This is a genomic window from Syntrophales bacterium (assembly GCA_035363115.1).
In the GTDB taxonomy this organism is placed as follows: domain Bacteria; phylum Desulfobacterota; class Syntrophia; order Syntrophales; family PHBD01; genus PHBD01.
In genome coordinates this window covers 357,555-380,220 of sequence record DAOSEM010000001.1, presented here as the reverse complement: position 1 = coordinate 380,220, position 22,666 = coordinate 357,555, and the positions used below count along the sequence as shown (strand labels likewise).

At 64.3% G+C, this 22,666-nt stretch carries 20 protein-coding genes and 1 tRNA gene; 3 read left to right on the top strand and 18 right to left on the bottom strand.

Features of this window, described 5'->3' with window-relative positions; all coding sequences use genetic code 11:
- Positions 1-9: 9 nt before the first annotated feature.
- Entirely contained in the window at positions 10-4,263 is a 4,254-nt protein-coding gene (gene glgP / locus PLO63_01670) for an alpha-glucan family phosphorylase (protein ID HOI72829.1), read from the top strand.
- Positions 4,264-4,441: 178 nt separating this feature from the next.
- Here glgP and PLO63_01665 read toward each other — a convergent pair.
- Positions 4,442-4,529 (bottom strand) — tRNA-Leu (locus PLO63_01665).
- A 140-nt stretch (positions 4,530-4,669) separates the two neighbouring features.
- Between PLO63_01665 and PLO63_01660 the strand changes: the two genes are divergently transcribed.
- The gene (locus PLO63_01660; protein HOI72828.1) at positions 4,670-5,623 is read left to right on the top strand and encodes a bifunctional riboflavin kinase/FAD synthetase; all 954 of its coding nucleotides are present in this window, start codon (positions 4,670-4,672) and stop codon (positions 5,621-5,623) included.
- Positions 5,610-6,296: a deoxyribonuclease V gene (gene nfi, locus PLO63_01655; protein ID HOI72827.1), complete on the top strand. Its 687-nt coding sequence runs from the start codon at positions 5,610-5,612 to the stop codon at positions 6,294-6,296. Before PLO63_01660 ends, nfi begins: the two co-directional genes overlap by 14 nt.
- A gap of 81 nt (positions 6,297-6,377) precedes the next feature.
- Here nfi and PLO63_01650 read toward each other — a convergent pair whose 3' ends face one another.
- The 17 genes from PLO63_01650 to PLO63_01570 all read right to left on the bottom strand — a co-directional run bounded on the left by PLO63_01650 (position 6,378) and on the right by PLO63_01570 (position 22,663).
- Positions 6,378-7,085: a DUF3047 domain-containing protein gene (locus PLO63_01650; protein ID HOI72826.1), complete on the bottom strand. Its 708-nt coding sequence runs from the start codon at positions 7,083-7,085 to the stop codon at positions 6,378-6,380.
- A gap of 501 nt (positions 7,086-7,586) precedes the next feature.
- Positions 7,587-9,038, bottom strand: coding sequence for a 4-hydroxyphenylacetate 3-hydroxylase N-terminal domain-containing protein (locus PLO63_01645; protein ID HOI72825.1), 1,452 nt, complete (start codon positions 9,036-9,038; stop codon positions 7,587-7,589).
- Complete coding sequence (locus PLO63_01640; protein ID HOI72824.1) at positions 9,029-9,406, bottom strand: hypothetical protein; 378 nt, start codon at positions 9,404-9,406, stop codon at positions 9,029-9,031. The genes PLO63_01645 and PLO63_01640 overlap by 10 nt, the downstream gene beginning before the upstream one ends.
- 87 nt (positions 9,407-9,493) lie before the next feature.
- Entirely contained in the window at positions 9,494-10,693 is a 1,200-nt protein-coding gene (locus tag PLO63_01635) for an FAD-dependent oxidoreductase (protein HOI72823.1), read from the bottom strand.
- A 3-nt stretch (positions 10,694-10,696) separates the two neighbouring features.
- The gene (locus tag PLO63_01630) at positions 10,697-10,828 is read right to left on the bottom strand and encodes an FAD-binding protein (protein HOI72822.1); all 132 of its coding nucleotides are present in this window, start codon (positions 10,826-10,828) and stop codon (positions 10,697-10,699) included.
- Positions 10,829-10,843: 15 nt separating this feature from the next.
- On the bottom strand, positions 10,844-11,383 hold the full coding sequence (locus PLO63_01625; GenBank protein ID HOI72821.1) for a C-GCAxxG-C-C family protein: 540 nt from the start codon (positions 11,381-11,383) through the stop codon (positions 10,844-10,846).
- Between the two features lie 198 nt (positions 11,384-11,581).
- Positions 11,582-12,862: a PAS domain S-box protein gene (locus PLO63_01620; GenBank protein ID HOI72820.1), complete on the bottom strand. Its 1,281-nt coding sequence runs from the start codon at positions 12,860-12,862 to the stop codon at positions 11,582-11,584.
- Between the two features lie 54 nt (positions 12,863-12,916).
- A complete protein-coding gene (pyrE, locus tag PLO63_01615; GenBank protein HOI72819.1) occupies positions 12,917-13,489 on the bottom strand; it encodes an orotate phosphoribosyltransferase in 573 nt (190 codons plus the stop codon).
- Between the two features lie 26 nt (positions 13,490-13,515).
- The gene (locus PLO63_01610; protein ID HOI72818.1) at positions 13,516-14,244 is read right to left on the bottom strand and encodes an energy transducer TonB; all 729 of its coding nucleotides are present in this window, start codon (positions 14,242-14,244) and stop codon (positions 13,516-13,518) included.
- A gap of 4 nt (positions 14,245-14,248) precedes the next feature.
- Positions 14,249-16,663: a homocysteine S-methyltransferase family protein gene (locus PLO63_01605; GenBank protein ID HOI72817.1), complete on the bottom strand. Its 2,415-nt coding sequence runs from the start codon at positions 16,661-16,663 to the stop codon at positions 14,249-14,251.
- Complete coding sequence (locus PLO63_01600; GenBank protein HOI72816.1) at positions 16,660-17,115, bottom strand: hypothetical protein; 456 nt, start codon at positions 17,113-17,115, stop codon at positions 16,660-16,662. Before PLO63_01600 ends, PLO63_01605 begins: the two co-directional genes overlap by 4 nt.
- On the bottom strand, positions 17,105-17,770 hold the full coding sequence (locus PLO63_01595) for a hypothetical protein (GenBank protein HOI72815.1): 666 nt from the start codon (positions 17,768-17,770) through the stop codon (positions 17,105-17,107). The genes PLO63_01600 and PLO63_01595 overlap by 11 nt, the downstream gene beginning before the upstream one ends.
- A gap of 59 nt (positions 17,771-17,829) precedes the next feature.
- On the bottom strand, positions 17,830-18,924 hold the full coding sequence (gene leuB / locus PLO63_01590; protein ID HOI72814.1) for a 3-isopropylmalate dehydrogenase: 1,095 nt from the start codon (positions 18,922-18,924) through the stop codon (positions 17,830-17,832).
- On the bottom strand, positions 18,921-19,433 hold the full coding sequence (locus tag PLO63_01585) for a 3-isopropylmalate dehydratase small subunit (protein HOI72813.1): 513 nt from the start codon (positions 19,431-19,433) through the stop codon (positions 18,921-18,923). Before PLO63_01585 ends, leuB begins: the two co-directional genes overlap by 4 nt.
- The gene (gene leuC / locus PLO63_01580) at positions 19,430-20,704 is read right to left on the bottom strand and encodes a 3-isopropylmalate dehydratase large subunit (protein HOI72812.1); all 1,275 of its coding nucleotides are present in this window, start codon (positions 20,702-20,704) and stop codon (positions 19,430-19,432) included. Before leuC ends, PLO63_01585 begins: the two co-directional genes overlap by 4 nt.
- An 88-nt stretch (positions 20,705-20,792) precedes the next feature.
- Entirely contained in the window at positions 20,793-21,815 is a 1,023-nt protein-coding gene (locus PLO63_01575) for a metallophosphoesterase (GenBank protein HOI72811.1), read from the bottom strand.
- 326 nt (positions 21,816-22,141) lie between these two features.
- Positions 22,142-22,663 carry a Spy/CpxP family protein refolding chaperone gene (locus tag PLO63_01570; GenBank protein ID HOI72810.1) on the bottom strand — a complete coding sequence of 174 codons (522 nt, stop codon included), beginning with the start codon at positions 22,661-22,663 and terminating at the stop codon, positions 22,142-22,144.
- Between the last annotated feature and the right edge of the window lie 3 nt (positions 22,664-22,666).

Here is a 22,666-nt window from a genome sequence, read left to right as displayed (position 1 = left end):
GCACGATTCATGACGGAACACCGGAACACCTACCTGTTTGAGGTCAGCTGGGAGGTATGCAACAAGGTAGGCGGGATCCACACCGTCCTCACGAGCAAGATGCGGGAGGTCCTGCGCACCTTCGGAGACCGCTGCATCCTGCTGGGTCCGGATCTCAAGAACTACACCGAGTTCGAGGAAACGGACGAGGAATGCTGGAACCGGATCCGCGAAGCAACGGCCATCAAGGAACTCCCCTGCCGCTTCGGCCGGTGGCGGATTCCGGGACGTCCGAAAGTCATCCTCGTGGAGTTCCGCAACCGCTACGACAAGGACCAGCTTCTCTTCCGGATCTGGGAAAACTGGGGGGTCGATTCGATGACCGGCGGCTGGGACTACGTGGAGCCCGTCATGTTCAGCAGTGCCGCGGGAGAGGTCATCGAAACGGCGTACAACGTCCTGGCCAGGCCCGCCGGCAACCCCGCGATCGCCCACTTTCACGAATGGATGTGCGGGGCGGGTCTTCTCTACCTGAAGCGGCGGATTCCCGAGATGGCAACCGTATTCACCACCCACGCCACCATCCTGGGCCGCACCCTCTCGGGCACCGGCATGGACCTGTACGGTTCGATGGAACACCTGTCTCCCCAGAGAGAGGCCGTGGTCCACAACATCAGCGCGAAATTTTCCATGGAGCAGGTGGCGGCCCGGGAGGCCGACTGCTTCACGACGGTCAGCGAGATCACCGCCCTGGAGGCCCGCAACATCCTCGGCCGGTCACCCGACGTGATCACCCCCAACGGGCTGGACATGGAAACCATCCCGGACCTGACGGAAGACCGGGAACCGTCGGAGACGTCGAGAAGGATCCTGCTGGAGGCGGCCTCCCGGTTCCTCCGCCGCGACCTCCCGCAAAGCTCGCGGATTTTCCTGACATCCGGCCGCTACGAGTTCCACAACAAGGGGATCGACGTGTTCCTCGGAGCCCTGGGCCGCCTCGAGCGGGAACTCGAAGCGGAACAGTCGGCCGTGGCCTTCCTCTTCGTCATGGGCGGCCACATGGACCTGCTGCCCTCTCTCAAGGAGCACTATACGCGGACCGATTCGGGTCCGCTTCCCATCGCCACGCACCGCCTTCACTACGGGGCCTCGGATCCTGTCATGGAGACCTGCAAGCGGCTGGGTCTCCGGAACATGCCCGAAAACCGGGTCAGCGTCATCTTCGTTCCGGCCCCGCTGGATGGGAAAGACGGTTTTCTCAACCTTCCCTACTATGAAGCCCTCCAGGGATGCGACATGGGCGTCTTCCCCTCCTATTATGAGCCATGGGGATACACCCCCCTGGAGTGCGCCGCCTTTGCCGTACCGACCGTCTCCACCGATCTGGCCGGGTTCGGGCAGTGGGTCCGGCAGATGAGCGGCGGTTATGACGGCGTGAGGATCCTGGACCGGCGCAACCAGGAACCGGCGACCGTGGAGGAGGAGCTCAAGGAGATCCTCCGGGAAAGCTTTGCCTGGACGGAGCCGGATTGGCTCCGGATGCGCAAGGGCGCACGCCTCCTGGCCCTGCATGCCGGCTGGCACGATTTTTACGGGGCCTACCTGGCGGCCTACGACCGGGCCCTGGGAACGGCCTTCGAGCGGTCCGCCAAGATGGCAGTGACCGAGGATGGCGAGAAGAAGCACGTCTTTGCGGGCACCGCCTCCACCCAGCCCCATTTCCGGACCTTCACCGCGGTGGCCCACCTTCCGGAAAAGATCGGCCGCCTGCGCGAGCTGGCATACAACCTCTGGTGGGTCTGGACTCCCCGGGCCCTGGACCTGTTCGCCACGCTGGACCCGAAGCTCTGGCTTGACATGGGAAACAATCCCGTGCGGATGCTCGAAACGGTGAGCTCCGAGCGGATCTCCGAAGCGGCGGAAAACCCGAGCTACATGGCCCTGTACGGCCAGATCATGGGCCAGTTCGACGACTACATGGAGGAGAAGACCTCCGACAGCAACCCCTACGCCGCAAACGGCATCCGCTGGTCCAGCCCGGTGGCCTATTTCTCGACCGAGTATGGTCTCCACGAGTGCCTTCCCATCTATTCCGGCGGCCTGGGCACGCTCTCCGGGGACCATCTCAAGACCGCCAGCGACATGAACATCCCCCTCGTCGGGGTAGGGCTGCTTTACAAAAACGGCTACTTCCGGCAACTCATCGACCGGAACGGCATCCAGGTCGCCGAGTATCCCGAGAACGACTTCTCCAGCCTGCCCGTGCAGATCGTCCGTGACGATCTGGGAGCGGATGTCCAGATCTCCCTGGAGCTCCCCGGGCGCACCCTGTACGCAAACATCTGGGAAATCAAGGTGGGCCGTGTATCTCTCTACCTCCTGGACACGGATGTTCCGAGGAACACACTCCAGGACCGCTCCATTACGTCCCGTCTCTACGGGGCCGACCCGCGAGTGCGGATCGAGCAGGAGATCCTGCTGGGAGCGGGGGGAGTCCGCCTCCTGAAGAAGCTGGGCATCCGTCCCCGGGTCTATCACATCAACGAGGGACACTCGGCATTCCTGATCTTCGAGCGGACCGCCGACCTGATGAGCGGGGAGGGGCTGTCCCTGGAGGAGGCGGCGGAGGTCGTCCACGGCAGCACGGTCTTCACCACACACACCCCCGTGGAAGCGGGAAACGAGCGCTTCTCGAAGGACCTGATCGAGTCGTACCTCGGAGGATACATGAAGCGCTTCGGCCTGTCCTGGGCCCGGTTCTGGGACCTCGGCCGGAAGGAACGGGGCGACGACAAGCCGTTCTTCATGACCATCCTGGCCCTCAAGATGTCCCACCGGAGCAACGCCGTGAGCAACCTCCACGGGCAGGTGGCCCGGCACATGTGGCGGGACGTCTGGAAGGGGTTCGACGATTCGGACATTCCCATCGGACAGATCACCAACGGCGTCCATGTGATGTCCTATATCGCCCCCCGGATGAAGGAGTGCTTCGACACGTACCTCGGAATGGACTGGGAAAAGCACCTGACGGATCCGGAACGCTGGCGGCGCATCCAGGACATCCCGGATATTCAGCTCTGGCGGATCCGCCACGAGATGAAACAGCGGCTGCTCGACTACCTCCGGGATTATACCGCCGCGACGGACACAAAGTTTCCCTCCTGGAAAAACTGGAGGGAGGACATGTTTTCCCGGCTGAATCCTTCGGCGCTCCTGATCGGATTCGCACGCCGCTTCGCGCCGTACAAGCGGGCGGACCTGCTCCTGTCGGACCTGGACCGGCTGGACCGCATCGTCAACCATCCGACCCGGCCGGTGCACATCCTCTTCGCCGGCAAGGCCCACCCCAACGACGACATGGGGAAGAACCTCGTGAAGCGCGTCATCGACGTCTGCCGGGACGTCCGGTTCCGGGGCCGCATCTTCTTCATCGAAGACTATTCCCTCGGCAGCGCACGGATGCTGGTCCAGGGAGTCGATCTCTGGCTCAACACACCCCGGCGCCCCTACGAGGCCAGCGGTACAAGCGGCATGAAGGTGGCAGCCAACGGCGTCCTGAACTTGAGCGTCTCCGACGGATGGTGGCCCGAGGGCTTCGACGGGACAAACGGCTGGACGATGGGCCCGCTGGTGCGGCAACAGGTGGAGGAGCGGCCCAATGCCGACGAGGAGGACGGGCGGGATCTCTACGATCTCCTCGAGGAAACCGTGATCCCCACCTTCTATGACCGCGATCTTTCCGGGGTTCCGGAACGCTGGATGGCCGCGGTCAAACGCTCCATGCAGACCCTGGTTCCAAAATTCAACACCGAGCGGATGCTTTCCGAGTATTACAGCCTGATGTACCGGCCCGCGGCGCAGCGGGATCAGGAGCTGACGTCGGAGGGGTTCGCCCTGGCCCGCACGATCGTCGACTGGAAGCGCAAGGTGCCCATGCGGTTCTCCTCCCTGAAACTCCAGGAAGTGTCCATCGGGGGCATCCACGGGGACACGATCGTGGTGGACCAGCCCCTGTCCGTCCAGGTCCGGATCGATCCGGGAAAGATGGCACCCGAGGAGATTCTCGTGGAGATGGTCGTCGGCCTCCGGGACAGCCACGGCTTTACCGGCTCTCCGCAACGAGTCCCCCTGAAAGTCGCGGACGTGGAGAAAAGCGGCATGCTGGTCTTTTCCGGCGAGTACACCGTTCGGGAAAACGGGATGTTCTCCTACGGGATCCGCGTACTGCCGTTCCATCCGCAGCTGGCAACGCTCCAGGAGATGGGGCTGATTCTCTGGGGGTAGGCACGCACAAAACCGCTCACGCTGAACATCAGGCGTGCCGGCAGGACCACTCCCGGCTTAGAGGAGCCATGAGCAGGGAGAAGACGGAACAATGGGTGAGAGGACCGCAGCAAAAGCGAACCCGGTCCGGAATGCAGAGGGGGCGCCCTGCTTGACAGAGCGCCCCCGTCTGTATATATGGTGCCGAAGCCGGGATTTGAACCCGGACAGGCGTACGCCCACTAGACCCTGAACCTAGCGCGTCTACCAAATTCCGCCACTTCGGCAAAAAGGCTGGTGCATCTCAAAAGAGCGTTTGTTTCTACACGAATCGCCAATCCCCTGTCAAGGAAAATGATCCGCCCGGGCCGCGCCAGTGGCGGATTCACAAGGAATCGGACGGGGCAGGCCAGCGGAAAGGGAAAGCATGGAGGTCATCCGCAGTCTGGAGGAAATCCCCCGGGAACTGGAGGGAGCATTCGTCACCATCGGCAATTTTGACGGTGTGCACCGGGGCCACCGATCCATATTCCGCCGGCTCATCGAGGAGGCGCGTCCCTCCGGGGCGCCCGTCCTGGTCATCACCTTCGAGCCGCATCCGAAAAGCGTTCTCCGGGCCGATCGCCGGCCCTTCTACCTGATCACGACGCCGGAGGAAAAAATCCGGGAGATTGCCGCCACCGGCGTCGACGCTCTCCTGCTGATCCCCTTCGACCTGGACTTTGCCGCTCTTTCCGCAGAATCCTTTGTCCGGGACGTCCTCTGGAAGCGGCTCCACATCCGGAAGATCCTGATCGGCCACGATTACCGGTTCGGCCGAGGCAAGGAGGGAAACGAGGCATTCCTGGTCCGCTGGGGGAAGACCCTCGGCTTCGACGTGGAGGCCCTTGGGGCCGTCTCGGGGAGCGGCGACGTCATCAGCAGCACCCGGATCCGGAACGCCATCTTCGACGGCGACGTCCGCACGGCCCGGCGCCTCCTCGGCCGTCCCTACAACGTGGCCGGCCGGGTCGTCCACGGCCACCGCCGCGGCACGGGGCTGGGTTTCCCGACGGCAAACGTCCGGCCCGGGAAGGAGCTCCTGCCGGCCCGGGGCGTTTACGCCGCCGTCACGAAAATGGACGGCCGCTCCATGAAGTCCGTTCTCAACATCGGCTACAATCCGACGTTCGGAGACTCGGAGCTGTCGGTGGAGGTCTTCATCCTCGACTTCCGGGGCGACCTGTACGGGGAATCGCTGGAGATCCTCTTCATCGACCGCCTCCGGCCGGAGATGAAGTTCGACGGTCCCGAGGCGCTGGTGACGCAGATCCGCGCCGATGTGGCCAAAGCAGAGAGCATCCTGGCGGACTGGCTGGAAAATCCCGATGAGGGCCCGTAGCCTCCATCCCTGGGACCTGTGCTGCCAAGAGGCCATCGCCCTTCAGCAACAGCTGCGGGAGCGGCTGATTTTGGACGACCGGTCCTTTCCCTCCTCCCTGCAGACCATTGCCGGGGCCGACGTTTCCTACGCCCGGGGGAGCGACCGCTTCTTCGCCGCGGTTGTCGTTCTCGCCTACCCATCCCTGGAACTGCTGGAAGAGGCCTCCGCCGAGGACCGTTCCTCCTTCCCCTACGTCCCCGGCCTCCTCAGCTTCCGGGAAGGTCCCGTCGTCCTGAAGGCCTTCAGGCGGCTGCGCCGCAATCCCGACGCGGTTCTCTTCGACGGACAGGGAATCGCCCATCCGCGCGGATTCGGCCTCGCCTCCCACCTGGGGCTGTTTCTCGACCTGCCGGCGATCGGCTGCGCCAAGACCCGGCTCTATGGAATACACGGTGAAGTGGGCATGGAGACGGGAAACAGGGCGGATCTCCTGGCGGACGGCGCCATCGTCGGCACCGCACTCAGGACGCGGGACCGGGTAAAGCCCGTGTACGTCTCCCAGGGACACCGGATCGGCCTGGAGAAGGCCGTCGGGATCATCCTATCCTGCTGCCGGGGCTATCGCCTGCCGGAACCGGTCCGCCAGGCCCACCGGGCGGTAAACCGGATCCGGGTGGCGGCGGGAGAGTGAGGAACCGAAAGGGGCCGGCATCCGTGAGTGGAAAGCCGGCCCGGTGGTCCTGCAGGTCAGGAAACGAAAATCCGGGGGTTGTCAGGACTTGCTGAAGAAGACTTCGCCGATGTAGCCTTCCGCCTGGCTCTTGGTGTTCTGCGAGTTGATGTAGAAGCGCAGCCCGTGCGTAGCCCCCCGGGGCTCACCGCCGTCCACGTCCCGGAAAACCTTCCGGAAATCCTCGTACACATTCCGCTTCTCCGTGTACCACGTGCCGAGGCGGTCCGTCTTGTTGCGGACAACGACGTAGCGGATCTTTTTCATGAGGGGCTTGGGACTCTTGGTGACCAGTCCCTTCGGGGCCTCATTGTCCCAGACATAGGTAAGGATCGGGTAGTTCAGCTGCTCCGGGAATCCAGTTGTAGGCAGGACAACATAGATCTGGAGCGCCTGGTCGTCGGTGGCGGATTTCCGGACATCGCCGCCCCGGGGCAGCTTCGTCGCCGTCCAGGTCCAGTTCAGGTAGGGGTATTCCCTTAGGTCGACACTGACTTCCTTTTCAATGCCGAAACCCGACCGGGAATCGCTGATCATGCGCACATAGTAGGCATCGCCGAATTTCTCCAGCCGGATGACCGGCGTGCCGGAATGGCGCATGATCTTCCAGCCCGCCGGAACGCCGTTGACCATCTTTGCGTTCCGGTAGAGGGCCACCTCCACGATCTCTCCCCGCAGGGCATACGCCGCGGCGGCGGACACCAGAACCAGCATTGCCGCCAGGACAACGATCCTCTTTTTTCTGCTCATGGTACAACCTGCTCCGATTCCCGGGTACCGGCATTTTCCCGGCCCTTGTTGCGGAAGGCCTGGGATAACGAACCCTTCATCGCCGCCGTACACGTTCTGAACCGAACGACGACGGCTTGGCAAAGGAACCGCCGGACCAGCCAGAAATGGGAATACCCCAAGAATCTTAAATACTTATATTTTACAGCCCGCGATCATAGTGCAAAGGGGAAGTGGTTGCAAGTCCTTTCTGCACCGGATCGGCTGTTGCTTCGGGCATAAACAGGCATCTTCCCGAATCAATATGGAAGGATCTCACGGCAATGCATCGGGGATCCTTCTCAACTCCAGGCAGACGACGGGGCGGGAATGCTTTGCACCCCCATCGACGTCCGCATCGCTTCGAGCCCTGGCAGGGAGTGCCGGAAGGGCGTTACCGGCGTGGCGGCGGGTACCATCCGCTGCCCCAAAGAAGAAAGGCAGGGCTCTGTGCCCTGCCTTTCCGTTCCGGCTTCTGCGGGATCAGTCCTTCATCCCCATAATCTTCTTGGCCATCTTCTTCTTCGCGTCGAAATCCGTCAGCACCGTGAACATGAACCGCTGGGTCTGGGGGGCGCCGGCGCCATGCCAGGTCCCGGGCCCGTGAAGTCCCGCCGACCAGTGCTGCAGGAACTTGGCGACTTTCAGCCGCTTGTCCGCCGGAGCCGCGGCCCCGAAGGCCTTCTTCAGAACGGGGCCGACTTCCGGGTCCTCCAGATCCTTCAGCCTCGGCATGGTCACCACCAGGCCGCCGCCGATGTCCCCGGCGTTCTTGATGATCTCCCAGAACCCGTGGGCAATGTTCAGCTTGGCGGCATTGCCGAACAGGTCGTCCGGCAGGTAGACACCGGAGCCCTTCGGCTCCTCCCGCCCCCTCATGGCGGCCGCGATGGCGCAGGCGTGGGAGGTTTCGCTGAAACGGACCATATCGATGATCTTCTCCTGGATGTGGGGGACCTTTTCCACTCCGATGTACTCGGCGGCCAGCATGGTGCCGCCGATGATCAGGTCGGCGAACCCCACCTTGCAGGCCCCTCCGCAGTTCATGCGGTGGGCCTTGGCGAACCGGGTGACCATCCGCCCGCAGTACTTGGTCTCGCCGCAGAGGAAAACCCGCTCCCAGGGGATGAAGACGTTGTCGAACACCATCGTCGAGGTCTCCCGCTGGCCGTAAATCGGGTTCCCCAGCTCGCATTCCTCGTCGCCGAACATCTCCCGCTCCGCGGAGTAGGCGTTGTACTGGCAGATGTAGGACAGCCCCGGGACGCTGTTCTGGACTGCAAAAGCCAGGGCGAACTTCTCTTCCCCCTCTTTGAGGGCCCCGCCCGGAAGCACCAGGGTTTCATGGGAGCCGATGGCGCCGCTCTGGCTCACTTTGATCCCCCTGACCACGATGCCGTCGTCTCGCTTCTCCACCAGGTGGACGAAGGTGTCGATCTCATCCTGCTGGGAGGGGCGTTTCTTCCGGTCGCCCTTGGCGTCGGTGATGGCTCCGGACACGGCCAGGTCGTTGGCCTGGGCAAAGGCCAGCCATTTGTTGAACCGCTCCTCGTAGTTCGTCCCCAGGGCCTGATCCATCTCCCACGTCGTGGCGGCCAGGCTGTTGAGGGCATCGCAGCCGACGCAGCGGTAGTTGCAGGTGCCCACCGTCTGGCTTGTGAGGAGCGCCATCTCCTGACGCATGTCCAGGTCGTGGATGTTCCGGGCGACGTTCAGGTTGCGGTTGATCGGCTCCCCTGTCAGGTGGGAGGTCGCCACCATCACCTCCTTGTTGGCCGGATCCTCGGCCAGGCCGTAGATTGCCGAGTTGGCCATGACCATGGACCGCGTGACCGGGTTGTCAAGCAGGCCGGTCACCCATTTCCCCCCGCAGTATACGCGGGGCTTCATTTTCCGGATGGTGTCCAAAAACTCGTTCGCCGTCTTCAGAGCCATGATTTCCTCCTTTTCACGTCCTGCATCTTTGATGTGACGTTTATGGAAAATCCAGCCTTCCCCCCCCTGGAAGGATAGGCTCCCGTGTTGACCAACGCGATGTCCATGATTTCCCGAAGCCTTTTCTCGCTGCGCTTGCCGGATAAGCAGAGGACAAGGCCCGACTCTTTCGGCTCCGCTTCCGCGATCAGCCCCTTTTGATGGAAGCCCGGCAGGACCCGCTTGCGAAGGCAGCTGTCGGCGAAACTGGCGAACGTTCCGCCCAGTCCCCTGTAGACAACCGGATCTTCTGTCCCGATATGGACGCTGACCACGTCAAACCCTGATTCAACCGCGCTTGTGTCTGCTTTCTTCGCTTTTTTCTTCATCCGGTACCTGCCTTCCGTCCCGCCATTCATCTGCCCAAGGGGGCGCTCTCATCGGCCCTTCCTGCCTTCCGGCAGGATGCCTGCCGGCTACATCCTGGCCCGCAGGGACTGGGCCACAACGTGAATCGCGTCCCAGGCACCTCCGAAAGGCGGGGAGTAGGGCAAGTCCAGATACCCCACCTCGTCGATGCTCAGTTCCGACCACAGGGCAACCGACAGGGCAAAGGTTCGCTGGATGGCTCCTTTTTCGCCGATGCATTGTCCGCCGAGGAGTCTTCCCGAGGTTTTGTCGGCAATGAGTTTCACGCCCAACTTCTCGCCTCTCGACATGGGGCGCCCGATGGGAAGACCCCAGATCATCGTGCTGACCGGCTGGAATCCATAGCGGACGGCCTCGTCCTCTGTCAGCCCCGCAGCCCCGACCTCGAGATCGAACACCTTGAACGATTGCGCACCGACAACCCCCGGGAATTCCGCCATGTGTCCACCGATATTCTGGCCGGCCACCCGGCCCTGCTTGTTGGCGATGTCTCCCAGGGGCAAATAGACCCAGCGCCCGGCAACCTTGTGAAAAACCTCGCAGCAGTCACCGACGGCGTAGATCCCTTCGATGGAGGTCCGCTGCCGATGATCCACTTTGATGGCCCCGCTTGCCCCCATTTCCAGGCCGATGGCCTTCGCCAGCTTCGTACTGCTGTGTATGCCCACTCCCGACAAGACAATGTCGGCAGCCACCTCGCCCTTGTCCGTGTTCAGCACAAGTCCGCCGTTCGTTCCTCTTTCAATGGACAGGGGCTTCGTTTCCGGCAGAAAGGTCACATCGTTTTGCTTCAGCTCCTCGACAATCAGGTTCGTGAACTCGGGATCCCAGCGGGTGACCGGCCGGCAACCCCGGATCATCACGGTTGTCTCAATTCCCAGGTTCCTGAGGGCCTCGCACATCTCCATCGCAATAAAACCACCGCCGATCAGAACGGCCTTCCGGCAATTGTGCTCGTTCAGGTAGGATTTGAAACGCAGGGCATCCGTCAGGTTTCTCAGGACGAAGACTCCTTCCAGATCGGCCCCCGGGATATCCAGGCGTACGGCCTCAGCACCCGTCGCCATGACCAGGAAGTCATAGGGAATGCTGGAATCATCGGACAGATGGACCAGTCCTTTCCGGAGATCAATATCAAGGGCCCGGGTCCTGATCTTAACCTCGATTCCCGTCTTCCCGAACTCTTCCGGCGTCCGGATCACCAACCGCTTGTAGTCCTTGATTACATCACCGATGTAATAAGGCATCGGTCAGGCGGCATAGGAGACAAAGTCGCCGCCCTCGATCATGCATACATCGAAAGACTTGTTCCTCCGCTTGGCTTCCGCCGCCGTGGAAGGACCTGCAGCCCCGCCACCAATGACCACCAATCGTTGACTCATGTCGTTGATCTCCTGTCAGTCTTTCAGGTTTTCGACGTTGGTTCCGAAGTTCCCCGAAGCCAGCGCCTCCCGGTCGGAAAGAACCAGCTCCCCCGCAATACCCGCCGCCTCGGTGATGAGATCCCTGCAGAAGAGCGCATGATCACGGCAGAGCCAGGTGGACTGCCACTGGGTGGTAAGCTCACGGCAAAGGGTTTTCCCGTACTTGGTCTGGAACCGGTTGGGAATGATGTTGAACAGCCGGTACAGGCCGGGCCTTCCATAGAGCTGATCCGCGGCTTTCTTCACCGCCTCCTTGCCCTCGCCTTCAGGAAGGTTGCTTCTCCCGTGGACTGCGCTGACGGCCATGACGGCCCCGGCAAGCGCTCCGCAGGTGTCTCCGAACAGCCCGATCCCGCCGCCGAAGCCCGTGGCGCACTTCTTCACCTCCGCCGGCAGCCCCGTGTCGACAAGGGAAAGAATGGCCTCGGTCACGCACTCGGCGCAGTTGTATCCGAGCGAGAAATTCTTTCGGGCCCGCTGGCGGATTTCCTCGATCTTCTCTTCTTTCGTCATCGATTTTCCCCCCGCTTAAGTGGACAGGCTGACAGAACTCTCCGGAGACGGAGAATCCCCCTCGAATTTCCGCGCCGGGAACCCCCGGGGTAACGCATGATGGAACAAAACCACCGATTCTGGAACAGGGCAATCCGGAAAGATTACGTATTCTATACGTAGTTCAAATACGTGCCGGCCTTCGCGGACCGCCGCCGATCAGAGAGACAGCAGATGAGACCGCAGATTCGCCTTCCGGTTCCTCAGTCCGATCTTTTTCCGGATGTTGTCCCGGTGGACCTCCACGGTCCGGGCGGATGCGTGCAGAAGAGCCGCCATTTCCTTCGTCGTGCGCCCTTCCTTGATGAAATTGACCACCTTGATCTCCATCGGCGTGAGATTGGGGTATTTCGAGGAGAGGGTGCGCAGGAACGGGGAAACGATCTCGCTCGTGTTTCGCTCGAGGATGTCGAGCTGATTCCGCTGGTGGCTGTCGAGATGGGTGATCTTCAGGTTTTCGATGTACGGCAGGATCAGCGCCCTCATGTTGAAGGTGACCTTCTCCTCCAGCTCCGACTTGTCCTCTTCCCGGCGCTTGAGCAGAACCTTCAGGGCCGTGTTGGCGTCCTCCAGGTTGCGGGACTGTTCCTCCAACTCCCGCTCCCTCTTCTTCAGGGCCTCCTCCATCAGCTTGCGCTCGGTGATGTTGCGGGCAATGCCGTGGATCGACACCTGCCGCCCGTTTTCCTTCACGATCCGGGCGCTCACCTCCAGCCAGACGATCCCGCCGTCCTTTGTGCAGGTGAGAAATTCGATGGGGTTCGGAACCTGCAGGCCATCCCGCTTTTTCCGGATCAGGTCCCGGACGACGGGCACATAGTCCCGGTCCAGAAGGGTCTCGATGCTGCGCCCCAGGAGCTGTTCCTTTTCGTAGCCGTACGTCCTGGAGACGGAGGCGTTGCAGGAGAGGATCCGGCCTTTCAGGTCCAGAATGAAGATGATGTCGGTGGCGTTTTCGAAAAGCTCGCGGTATCTCTGCTCCGAGAGGCGCATCGCCTCCTCGGCGCGGATGCGCTCGGTGGTGTCCGTGACGATTTCGACGACGCCGGTGAGAATGTCCTTTTCATTCCGGACGGGATAGCTGCGGAGCACCCAGTTTTTCCCGTATGATGAAAAATCGACGACTTCCCGGGGCTCGCCGGATTCGAGGGTTTTTTCCGCCGGGCAGATGCTGCAGGTCCTGGTTCGGCGGTGCAGCGCCCGGTAGCAGTGCTTTCCGGTCAACCGGCCCGGCACGAGGCGGAAGGCGTCGTGCATGGCCTTGTTGGCCCAGATGATCCGCATGTCCGTATCGAGATACAGGACCAGCTCGGTCATGGCGTCGAGGATGACCGACTTCTCCTGCTCCGACTTGCTGAGCGCCTCAAAAATCCGTCGGTAACGCTGCTCGATCGAACGGATCTTCGAAGCGGTCTGCCCGTTTTTCGCTGATTTCTTCATTGCTTTCGGCATTGGAGCCCGCGATGGACCCGCTCCTCCTGAAAGCAGCGGGGCTCAGCTTTTTTTGTACCGCTCCATGATCTCGGTCCGGGTGAAGACGGCATCGACGCGGCCCGCCAGGGCCAGGATGTTTTCACGCCCTCCCTCTTCCCGGTCGATGAGGGCGATGACGCGGTCCACGATGAGGCCCGCCTCGCGGACCCTCTCGATGGCCGTGATCGTCGATCCCCCCGTCGTGATGACGTCGTCGAGGACGACCACGTGCTCTCCCTTCGCCACGTTCCCCTCGACGGCGCTCTTTGTCCCGTGGGCCTTCACGTCCTTCCGGACGATGAACGACTTGATCGGCTCGCCCTCCTGGAACGAGATAACCGACAGGGCGTTGGCCAGGGGATCCGCCCCCAGGGTCAGGCCTCCGGCGGCGGTGACGCCGGTGCCGCGGACCATCCCGAAGAGGACGCGGCCGATCAGGTTCATCCCCTCGGGATCCAGGGTCACCGGCTTGCAGTTGAAGTAGTAGAAGCTCGTCTTCCCGGAGGCCAGGGTGAACGGCGGGTCCTCCCGGTATTGAAAGGATCGGCGGAGAATCAGCTCCGCCAGGCGATCCCGGCTTTGAGACAGGTCCATAGGGTCGATTTCCTCCATCAGAGATTTCAGGACAGGGACTCCTCCCCGTGGAGTACGAACTTCACGGGGATATCCACGCGCATCCCGACCGGCCGGCCCATCCGCCGGGCCGGCTCGAACGTCCAGGTCCGGACGGCCTCCAGGGCGGACCGGTCCAGGACTTCGTAACCCGACGACCGCTTCACCGTGAGGCCGTCCACCCGGCCTTCGGCGGACACGTCCACGGACAGGAGCACCATCCCCTCGTATCCGCGGAGCCGGGCCGCAAGCGGGTACGCGGGCCTGGCATTGTCCCGGTAGCGCGGAAGCGCCGCGGTCGGAACCGCCCCGGAGGCTCCGCTTCCGGTCGGTACAGACGCCGCCGGAACGCCTGGGACACCCGCCACCCGGCCCGATACGGCAGCCGTCAAGGCGGCCGGGGTATAGGTCATCCGCCCTGCCTCCACCGCCGCCTCGGGCGCCGCGTGTTCCTCCTGCGGTCCGGGCAGCGCCTTCGTTTGCGGAACCGAAACCGGCGGCGTGGAAATGCGCGGAGCCGCCCTGCCCGCCGGAGCCACAGCGGTCTCTTGAACCGCCGGCACCACGGAGATCCAGGAGACGATCAGATTCGTCCCCTCCGCCTTCAGGAGCTTCGGCAGGCCGGATTCGGCGGTGGCCATAAGCAGGAGCACCACCACGGTGGCATGAAGGGCCGCCGACACCAGGAGAGAAATCCGGATGTCCCTCTGCCGGGAGGGAAGGCGGATCTGCGTCATGGCTTCAGGAATCCTCCGCTGGGGGCAGGGCCTCCAGGACCCGGACGGCCTCCACGCCGTCCTTCCCGTAGGCGGCCCCGATCGAGTCCGCGTACTCCCGGGTGACCACGGCGCCGCCGACAAGAAACGGCGTCCGGAACCCATTTTCCCGGGCCAGGTCGATCACCTGCTTCATGTGAACCATGGTTGTCGTCATCAGGGCCGACAGGCCCACGGCCCGGGGCCGCACTTCTTCCATGGCCGAGACGATGCGGGCGGCGCTCACGTCTTTCCCCAGGTCCACCACCCGCCAGCCGGCGTTGCGGAGCATCAGGGAGACGATGTTTTTTCCGATGTCGTGGATGTCCCCCTCCACCGTGGCCAGGACGACCGATCCCCTGGGGGCCCGGGCCGCATCCCCACGGAGGCGGGGCTCCAGGTGATCCATGGCCCGCTGCATGGCCTCCGCCCCGGCGATGAGCTGGGGCAGGAAGTAGCGCTTCTGCTCGTAGAGGTCCCCCACCCGGACTACCGCCGGGATCATCGTGCCCTCCACCAGATCCCCGACACCGATGCCCGCGGACAGGGCCTCCTCGACGCGGGCGACCACGGCGTCGCGGTCCCCCTCCAGGATGGCGTCGGCCACCCGCCGGGCGGGATCCGCAGCGGCCGCCGGCTCCGGCTCCTTCCGGATTGCGGAGAAGCGCCGGACATAGGCGGCGGCATTCCGGTCCTTCGCCAGGAGGACGTCGCCGGCCATCTTCAGGCTCATGAGCTCTTCCTGCCCCGGGTTGGCGATAGCCATCGTCAGGCCCAGGGTCTGCGCCATGGCCAGAAAGGACCCGTTGATCCACCGCCGTTCCGGCAGCCCGAAGGACACGTTGGAGAGCCCCACGATCGTCCGGCAGCGCAGGCTGCGGGCGCACCACTCCACGGTCCGCAGGGTCTCCCGGGGCGCCGCGGGCCTCGACGCGGCGGTCATCACCAGGGCGTCCACAACGGCGTCTTCCTTCGTCAGCCCATACCGTTTCGCTTCCCTCAGGACCTCGCGGACGATCTCCCGCCGCTCCTCGAAGGTCTCCGGCACCTCGCGGCCCTTCAGGGGAAGGAGGATGAACATGGCCCCGTAGCGGGCGGCCAGCGGCAGCAGCCGGTCGAGCTTGTCCCTCTCCCCCGAGATCGAATTGATCAAGGCCCGGCCGGGGTAAAGCCGAAGGGCCGCCTCGATGGTCTCCACCCGGGAGGAGTCGATCACCAGGGGCAGGGCGGTGACGCTGATGACACTGCCGATCACCTCCCGGACGGTCTTCACCTCGTCGATGCCGGGGACGCCGACGTTGACGTCCAGGAGATCCGCCCCGGCCTCCTCCTGTTCGCGGGCCATCCGGCGGACCGTCTCCATGCTTCCCGCCCGGAGCTCCTCCTGGAGGGCTTTCTTGCCGGTGGGGTTGATCCGCTCGCCCACGATCATCAGGGGACCGTCTTCGAGAACCCGGCAGCCCCGGGCGCTGCTGAGCACGGCCGGGGGCCGGCGGTTCGGCGCCCCGGGCTTCCGGTCCCGGACCGCATCGGCGAGGGCGCGGATATGCTCCGGCGTCGTCCCGCAGCAGCCGCCCAGGAGGTTTCCTCCCGCCTCAACCATTGTAACGGCCGCACGGGCGAAGGCATCGGGCGTCATGTCGAAAACGGTCCGTCCCTCAACAAGGCGGGGCAGGCCCGCATTCGGTTTGGCGACGAGGGGGACCTTCGCATAGGGCTTCACGGCCCGGACCATTTCCGCCATCGCCTCGGGTCCCACGGAGCAGTTGCAGCCAACGGCGTCGGCCCCGAGACCCTGGAGGATCGCCAGGGCCGTCAGCGGGTCCGTCCCGCCAAGGGTCCGTCCGTCGGCTTCATAGGTCATGGACACGATGGCAAAGGCATCGGATTCTTCGCGGATCGCCAGGAGGGCCGCCCGGGCCTCCTGGATGTCGATCATGGTCTCGACGGCAAACCCGTCGGCGCCGCCCTCCAGGAGACCCCGCACCTGCTCCCGGAAGATCGCCACGGCCTCCTCGAACCCGAGGGGGCCGAAGGGCTCGACGAACCGGCCCGTGGATCCGATGTCCCCGAAGACGAACACGCCGGGGCCGGCGGCCTCCCGCGCCAGGCGGGCCAGGTCCCGGTTGATCTCCCGCACACCCGCAATGCCGTACGTCTCCATCTTGAGGCGGTTGGCCCCGAAGGTACAGGTGAAGATGACATCCGATCCTGCCCTGGCGTAGGCCCGGTGGATCTCCCCGGTGTGCCTCGGGTGCTCGAGACACCACACCTCGGGGCAGACCCCGGCGGGCATTCCCCGCTTCTGGAGCTCCGTCCCCGTGGCCCCGTCGAGGATCAGGATCCGCTCGCTCACGATATTCCGGATCGATCGTTTTGCCGCTGTCCTTCTATTCTTCATCTTGTCCCGCTTTCCCGCCGCTTCAGCTCCACCGACCAGGAGGAAATTTTCTTCTCCCCTTCCATCAGGCACCCCCGCCCCCTGTAAAAAATGCTCGAAACCCTGAAAAGAGCCTCACTGCCCCGGAGACGGCCGTCTTCCGTACCATAGACGGACAGGATCGCGTCGTCCACCAGGACGAACGTCCCCCGGAGCCGGCCCAGCGCCGGATTGTCGGAAATCCAGGCGGTGCAGTCGGTCCCTTCCTCGAAGGGCGTGATCACGTACCGGTTCCGGTATTCCACGGGCGGGTCCGCCGGGATGCGCATCCACGAATCGTTGATCCAAGAGTCCCCCTCGTGGGTGATCCGGGATTCGCCCTCCACCGGATAAGGGACCCCGATGGAATCGATGTAGTATCCACGGGCGCCCCAGAGCCCCTCTTCGAACAGGAACGAGTGGTCAGCGATCATGATCCGGCTCCGTCCCCGGCAGGATGCCCGTCAGGGCGATAACGGACTTTTCCGGCACAAGGAGGCTGTGATCCGTCAGGGAAACGCCGATCCGGTCAAGCTCCAGGAGTTTGAAGAGAGTCCGCTGGCTCTCCAGGGCCAGGTCCCCGTAGCCGGGGGAATACCGCCTTTTGAGCAGCCTCCGCCCCTCCCGGAGGAGCATCCTGTTGAACCAGGCCGCGATCCAGTCCAGGGCGGCGTCGGTGATCTCGCTAGCCGCGGCGTCCAGAACCACCCCGCGTGTGGCGCTTCCTGCGGCGGTATCCCGGGAGGCCTCCGCTACAATGTCCCCTCCCGCCGTGGCGGCCATCAGGAGAACATCCGGGCACCCTTCCAGGAAACGGGACAGCTTCGCGCTCTCCAGCGATTGTCCTCCGGCCAGGACCGTACGTCCCGCCTCCAGGAGGCGGAGAGGAACTCTCCGGGCCGCCCCCCGAAGATGAATCAGGGATTCGGCCTCCCGGATCTGCCGGTCCACCTCGCGCCGCCGCTCGTCCGGAAGCTCCGTACGTCCCGACCGCCAGCCCAGGCGGCGATAGATCTCCCGGACGGGCGTGCGGAGGGGAATGGCGTCGAAAACGGTGACCGGCCAGGGCCGGCCGGGTGTGTCCTGCATCTTCGCTCCCTTCGGGGCGGCCGGATCGGTTCGCCGGCGGTCCTTGCCCGGGGAGACCGTCAGGCCCCGTCCCGGATCTTCCGGACGACGGCGTCCCCCATGGCGACGGTGCCGACGGGCGCCGGCCCTGCCCCGTCCCCGGCGATGTCGCGGGTCCGGAGCCCGTCCCGGAGGACCGCCCGGACGGCGTCCTCGATCCGCCGGGCCTCCTTCTCGAGGCCGAAGGAATGGCGGAGCATCATGGCGACGGAGAGGATCGTTCCCAGGGGATTGGCCGCGTCCGTCCCGGCAATGTCCGGGGCCGATCCGTGGATGGGCTCGTACATCCCCCGGCCGTCCCCAAGGCTCGCCGACGGCAGCATGCCGATGGATCCCGTGATCATGGCGGCCTCGTCGCTCAGGATGTCGCCGAACATGTTCGTCGTGACGATGACGTCGAACTGGCGCGGATTGCGGACCAGCTGCATGGCACAGTTGTCCACGTACATGTGGCCGAGCTCCACGTCCGGGTAGTCCCGGCCGACCTCCGTCACCACGTCCCGCCAGAGCTGGGTGCTCTCCAGGACGTTTGCCTTGTCCACGGAGAGCAGTTTCCTTCTCCGCGCCCGGGCGGCTTCGAAGCCCGTTTTCGCGATGCGGCGGATCTCCCCTTCCGTGTAGACGAGGGTGTTGATCCCCACCCGCTGCCCGTCCTCGACACGGACCCCCCGGGGGATCCCGAAGTAGAGGTCTCCCGTCAGCTCCCGGACGATCAGGACGTCGGTTCCCTCGACGACGGAGCGCCTGAGCGGGGAGGCGTCCAGAAGTTCCTCGAAGACGTGGACCGGGCGGAGATTGGCGAACAGGCCCAGCCGCTCCCGGAGCCCCAGGAGGGCCCGCTCCGGCCGGAGGCCGTACTCAAGGGCCTCCCATTTGGGACCGCCCACGGCGCCAAGGAGAACGGCGTCGGACTCCATCGCCAGCGACAGGCTCTGCTCCGGAAGGGGCTCCCCGAACCGGTCAAAGGCGGCACCGCCGACAAAGCCCTCCCGGATATCGACGGACAGGCCCGTGTCCTCCGTCAGGGCCTCAAGGACCCGCAGGGCCTCCCGGACAACCTCCGGCCCGATGCCGTCGCCCGCGAATACGGCGATCCGGAATTGTTTCCCGCTCATGTCCGTCCCTCCCCGGCGGACCGCTTCTTCGCCAGGTGCTTCATGAGGCCGCCGTCCTGAAGCAGTTCCTGCATGAACGGCGGGATGGGCTGGATGGACAGGGTCTCTCCCTCTCCGCCGAGGATGCGGATCGTCCCGGCGGCACCGTCTATCTCGATCTCAGCCCCCTCCGCCACCCGGTCCCGCAGATCCGCCGACTCGAAGATGGGCAGCCCCATGTTGAAAGCGTTGCGGTAGAAGATGCGGGCGAAGCTCCGGGCCACGACGCACGAAAGGCCCGCCTCGCGGATGGCGATGGGGGCGTGCTCCCGGGAGGAGCCGCAGCCGAAATTCTCTCCCGCCACGATGATGTCGCCGGGGCGGATCTTCTTCATGAAATCCGGGTCGGCGTCCTCCATGCAGTGGGCGGCCATCTGCTTCGGATCGTGGATGTTCATGTACCGGGCGGGATAGATGACGTCGGTGTCGACGTTGTCCCCGAAGATCCACACGCGGCCCCGGAATTTCATCGGGCACCCCTCTCGAGTTCGTCGGGTCCGGCGATCCGGCCCAGGACGGCCGACGCCGCAGCCACGGCGGGGTTGGCCAGGTAGACCTCGCTTTTCGTGTGGCCCATGCGGCCCACGAAGTTCCGGTTCGTTGTCGCCACGGCCCGCTCGCCCTCCGCCAGGATCCCCATGTGCCCGCCCAGGCAAGGTCCGCACGTAGGCGGACCGATCACGGCGTCGGCGGCAAGGAAGATCTCCAGGAGCCCTTCCCGCAGGGCCTGGCCGTAGACCTCCGGCGTGGCAGGGACGACGATCAGGCGGAGCCCCGGCGCCGCCTTTCTCCCCTTCAGGAGCGACGCGGCGATCCGCAGGTCCTCGATCCGGCCGTTCGTGCAGGAGCCGATGTAGACCTGGTCGATGGGAACGTTGCCCGCGTCGCGGATTCCCCGGGTGTTGGAGGGCAGGTGGGGAAAGGCCACCTGGGGCTCCAGGGCGTCCAGGTCCACCTCCAGGCGCTCGGCGTACCGGGCGTCCGGGTCGGAGGCGAGGAGGCTGCCGGTCCGGCCGGCCCGCTCCTTCACATAGGCCTCCGTGGCGGCATCCGCCGCGAAGATCCCATTCTTGGCCCCCGCCTCGATGACCATGTTGGCCATGGTCAACCGGTCCGCCAGGGACAGCGCGGAAACACCGTCTCCCTTGAATTCCATGGCCTTGTACAGGGCACCGTCAACGCCGATCCGGCCGATGACGTGGAGAATGACGTCCTTCCCGCCCACCCAGCGCCCTAGGCGACCGCGGAGGACGATCTCCATGCTCTCGGGGACGCGGAGCCAGACTTCGCCGGTCATCATGACCGCCGCGAGATCCGTGCTCCCGACACCGGTGGAGAAGGCCCCCAGGGCACCGTACGTGCAGGTGTGGCTGTCGGCGCCGATGACCACGTCTCCGGGGACGACGATCCCCTTCTCGTGAAGCAGGACGTGCTCGACGCCGCACCGCCCCCCCTCATAATAGTGGGTCAGGCCCTGCTCCCGGGCGAACTCCCGGAGGATCTTCACCTGTCCCGCCGAGAGGATGTCCTTGTTAGGGGTGAAGTGGTCCGCCACCAGGACGACCCTGGAGGGATCGAAGACCTTTCCCCCCCCGGCTTTCCTGAACTCGTCGATGGCGATGGGCGCCGTGATGTCGTGCCCCAGGGCCACGTCCACGCGGGCGTTGATGAGCATGCCCGGACGGATGTCCGTGAGGTCGGTGTGCCGGAGAAGGATTTTTTCGGTGATGGTGAGGCCCATTTGTACTCGCTCCACAAATGCCGAGTGGCGTTCTTTCTATAATATCTTCGCCCGTTAATCAACCCGAACGTTCCGATGCAGGCCACCGTCAGGGCGGAATGCCGGCGCGGCTCCGGCCTGACGTTTTCCGCGGGTCCTCCGGCCGGATGGTCCGCTCGAGCTCCGGAAGCCAGGCGCCTTTTCTATGATCGTAGGTCCGGATGACGATGCGGTCGGGAAACAGGTAGAGGGAATTTGTCCAGATACCGGCGCGGTTCATGTCGGGATTGTGGATGTTCGTGACGTGTTTCCCGTATGTGTTGATCGGCGAGGCGAAACCGTCCCGGAACGGTACCGTATGGGTGTGCCCGGAGACCCAGAGGAAGACCTGGGGATTCTCCATCAGGACGTCGTGGATCCGGTCGGCCGGCTGAGCGATGTAGTTCGGCGTGTTGACGCGGAAATTGTAGTCCGGGAGGGTGCCCCGGAGGGGGGCGTGGAAAAATACGATGGTCGGGAGCCGCCGGTTCTTTTTCAGTTCCGATCTCAGCCAGTCGACCTGCCGGTACGACATCTCCGCGAGGTGCTCGGGCCTCTCCGGCGCGAGGAAAACGAGCAGGTAAGCGCCCATTTTCCTGCTGTGATAGTCCGCAGCCAACCCGAAGGTCTCCCGGAAACGCCGCCGCTTCTCCTCCCGGGAGGCGTCGTCTCCGCGCACCCTCCGCCCGTTTGCGTTCAGCTCGTCCCGGTACACGACGTCATGGTTGCCCGGAATCGGCAGAAACGGTTTCGCGAGCCCGCCGAAGAACCGCTTCACCGTCCGGTACTCATCGACGGTCCCGCGGTCCTCGCAGAGGTCCCCCACGGCAACGACCAGATCCACGTCCGGCCAGGAGTTCACCGTCTGAAGGACCTGTTCCTTCGCGGCCATGTGCTGCCCGGGGACATGGGGATCGCCCAGGATGACGAGATGCCGGCAGGCTCGCTCCGCCGAGGCGGGAGCGGCCATGAGCAGGAAAAGCAGGGAGAGCAGCAGCGGAACGATCCGCCTGCGCGGCGGGAAGAATTCCCGCGTAAAGGGCCGTCGCAGTGACGCACCGGAGAGAAATATTCGATGGATGGTCCGGATCATTCGGGTTTGCTCCAGGAAAACGACAGGACATTTCTCCTACGCTTTCCCGTCCCGGACATCAACCCTCAGATTGCAGCCCCGGAGACCAGATCACCCGGCATCGCCCAATGTCCGCGGGGGCGCGACCGGGGTTTCCAGAGGAAGCATTGGGAAGCGTTTTCATTCCGCCGGCTTACCGCTCTCAGTACACCGTTTGCGGAAACGCTTCCGCGACGGCGGAAACCACCGCGGCAGCCCCCGCGCCCCGGACGAAAAAAAGGGCCGGAGGTTCACGATCCTCCGACCCTTTTCTCTATGTCAGGCGCTCTGCGCCGGTTGGGAGTTGCTTACCAGCCCCTGGGACCCATTCCCCGTCCCTGACCGCTGCCGGGGCCCCACCCGTCGCATCCGGCACCCGCTCCCGGACCGAAGCCACGACCGAAGCCGGGACCGCGCGTCTGGACCTGGGCCTTCTGCTCGGGTGTCAGGACATTCAGCATCTGGAGGCGGTGCTTCGTGGCCTTTTCATTCAACTGGGCCTTGATGGCATCGATATCTCTGTTCACCTTCAGGATCTTCTCCTCGCTCGGGGGGTTATCCAGCCAGAGTGTCCTGAGCTCGCCCCGCTTCGCGAACATGGCCGCCTGGAGGGGCTGTACATCCTTCTGGTGGGCTACCCGCAGGGCCTGCATCTTCGCACTCTGTTCCGCCGTCAGGTTCAGGCCCGCCGGACCGCCTACGTCACCCGTATTGTAACAGGGGCCCCTCCCCCATCCTCTGCCTCCGCCCGGACCGTATGCCCAGGTCGTGGTGGCCATCAGGACAACAGCCAGAATGGCCACGGTCGTCATCCATTTCTTGCCTTTCATTTC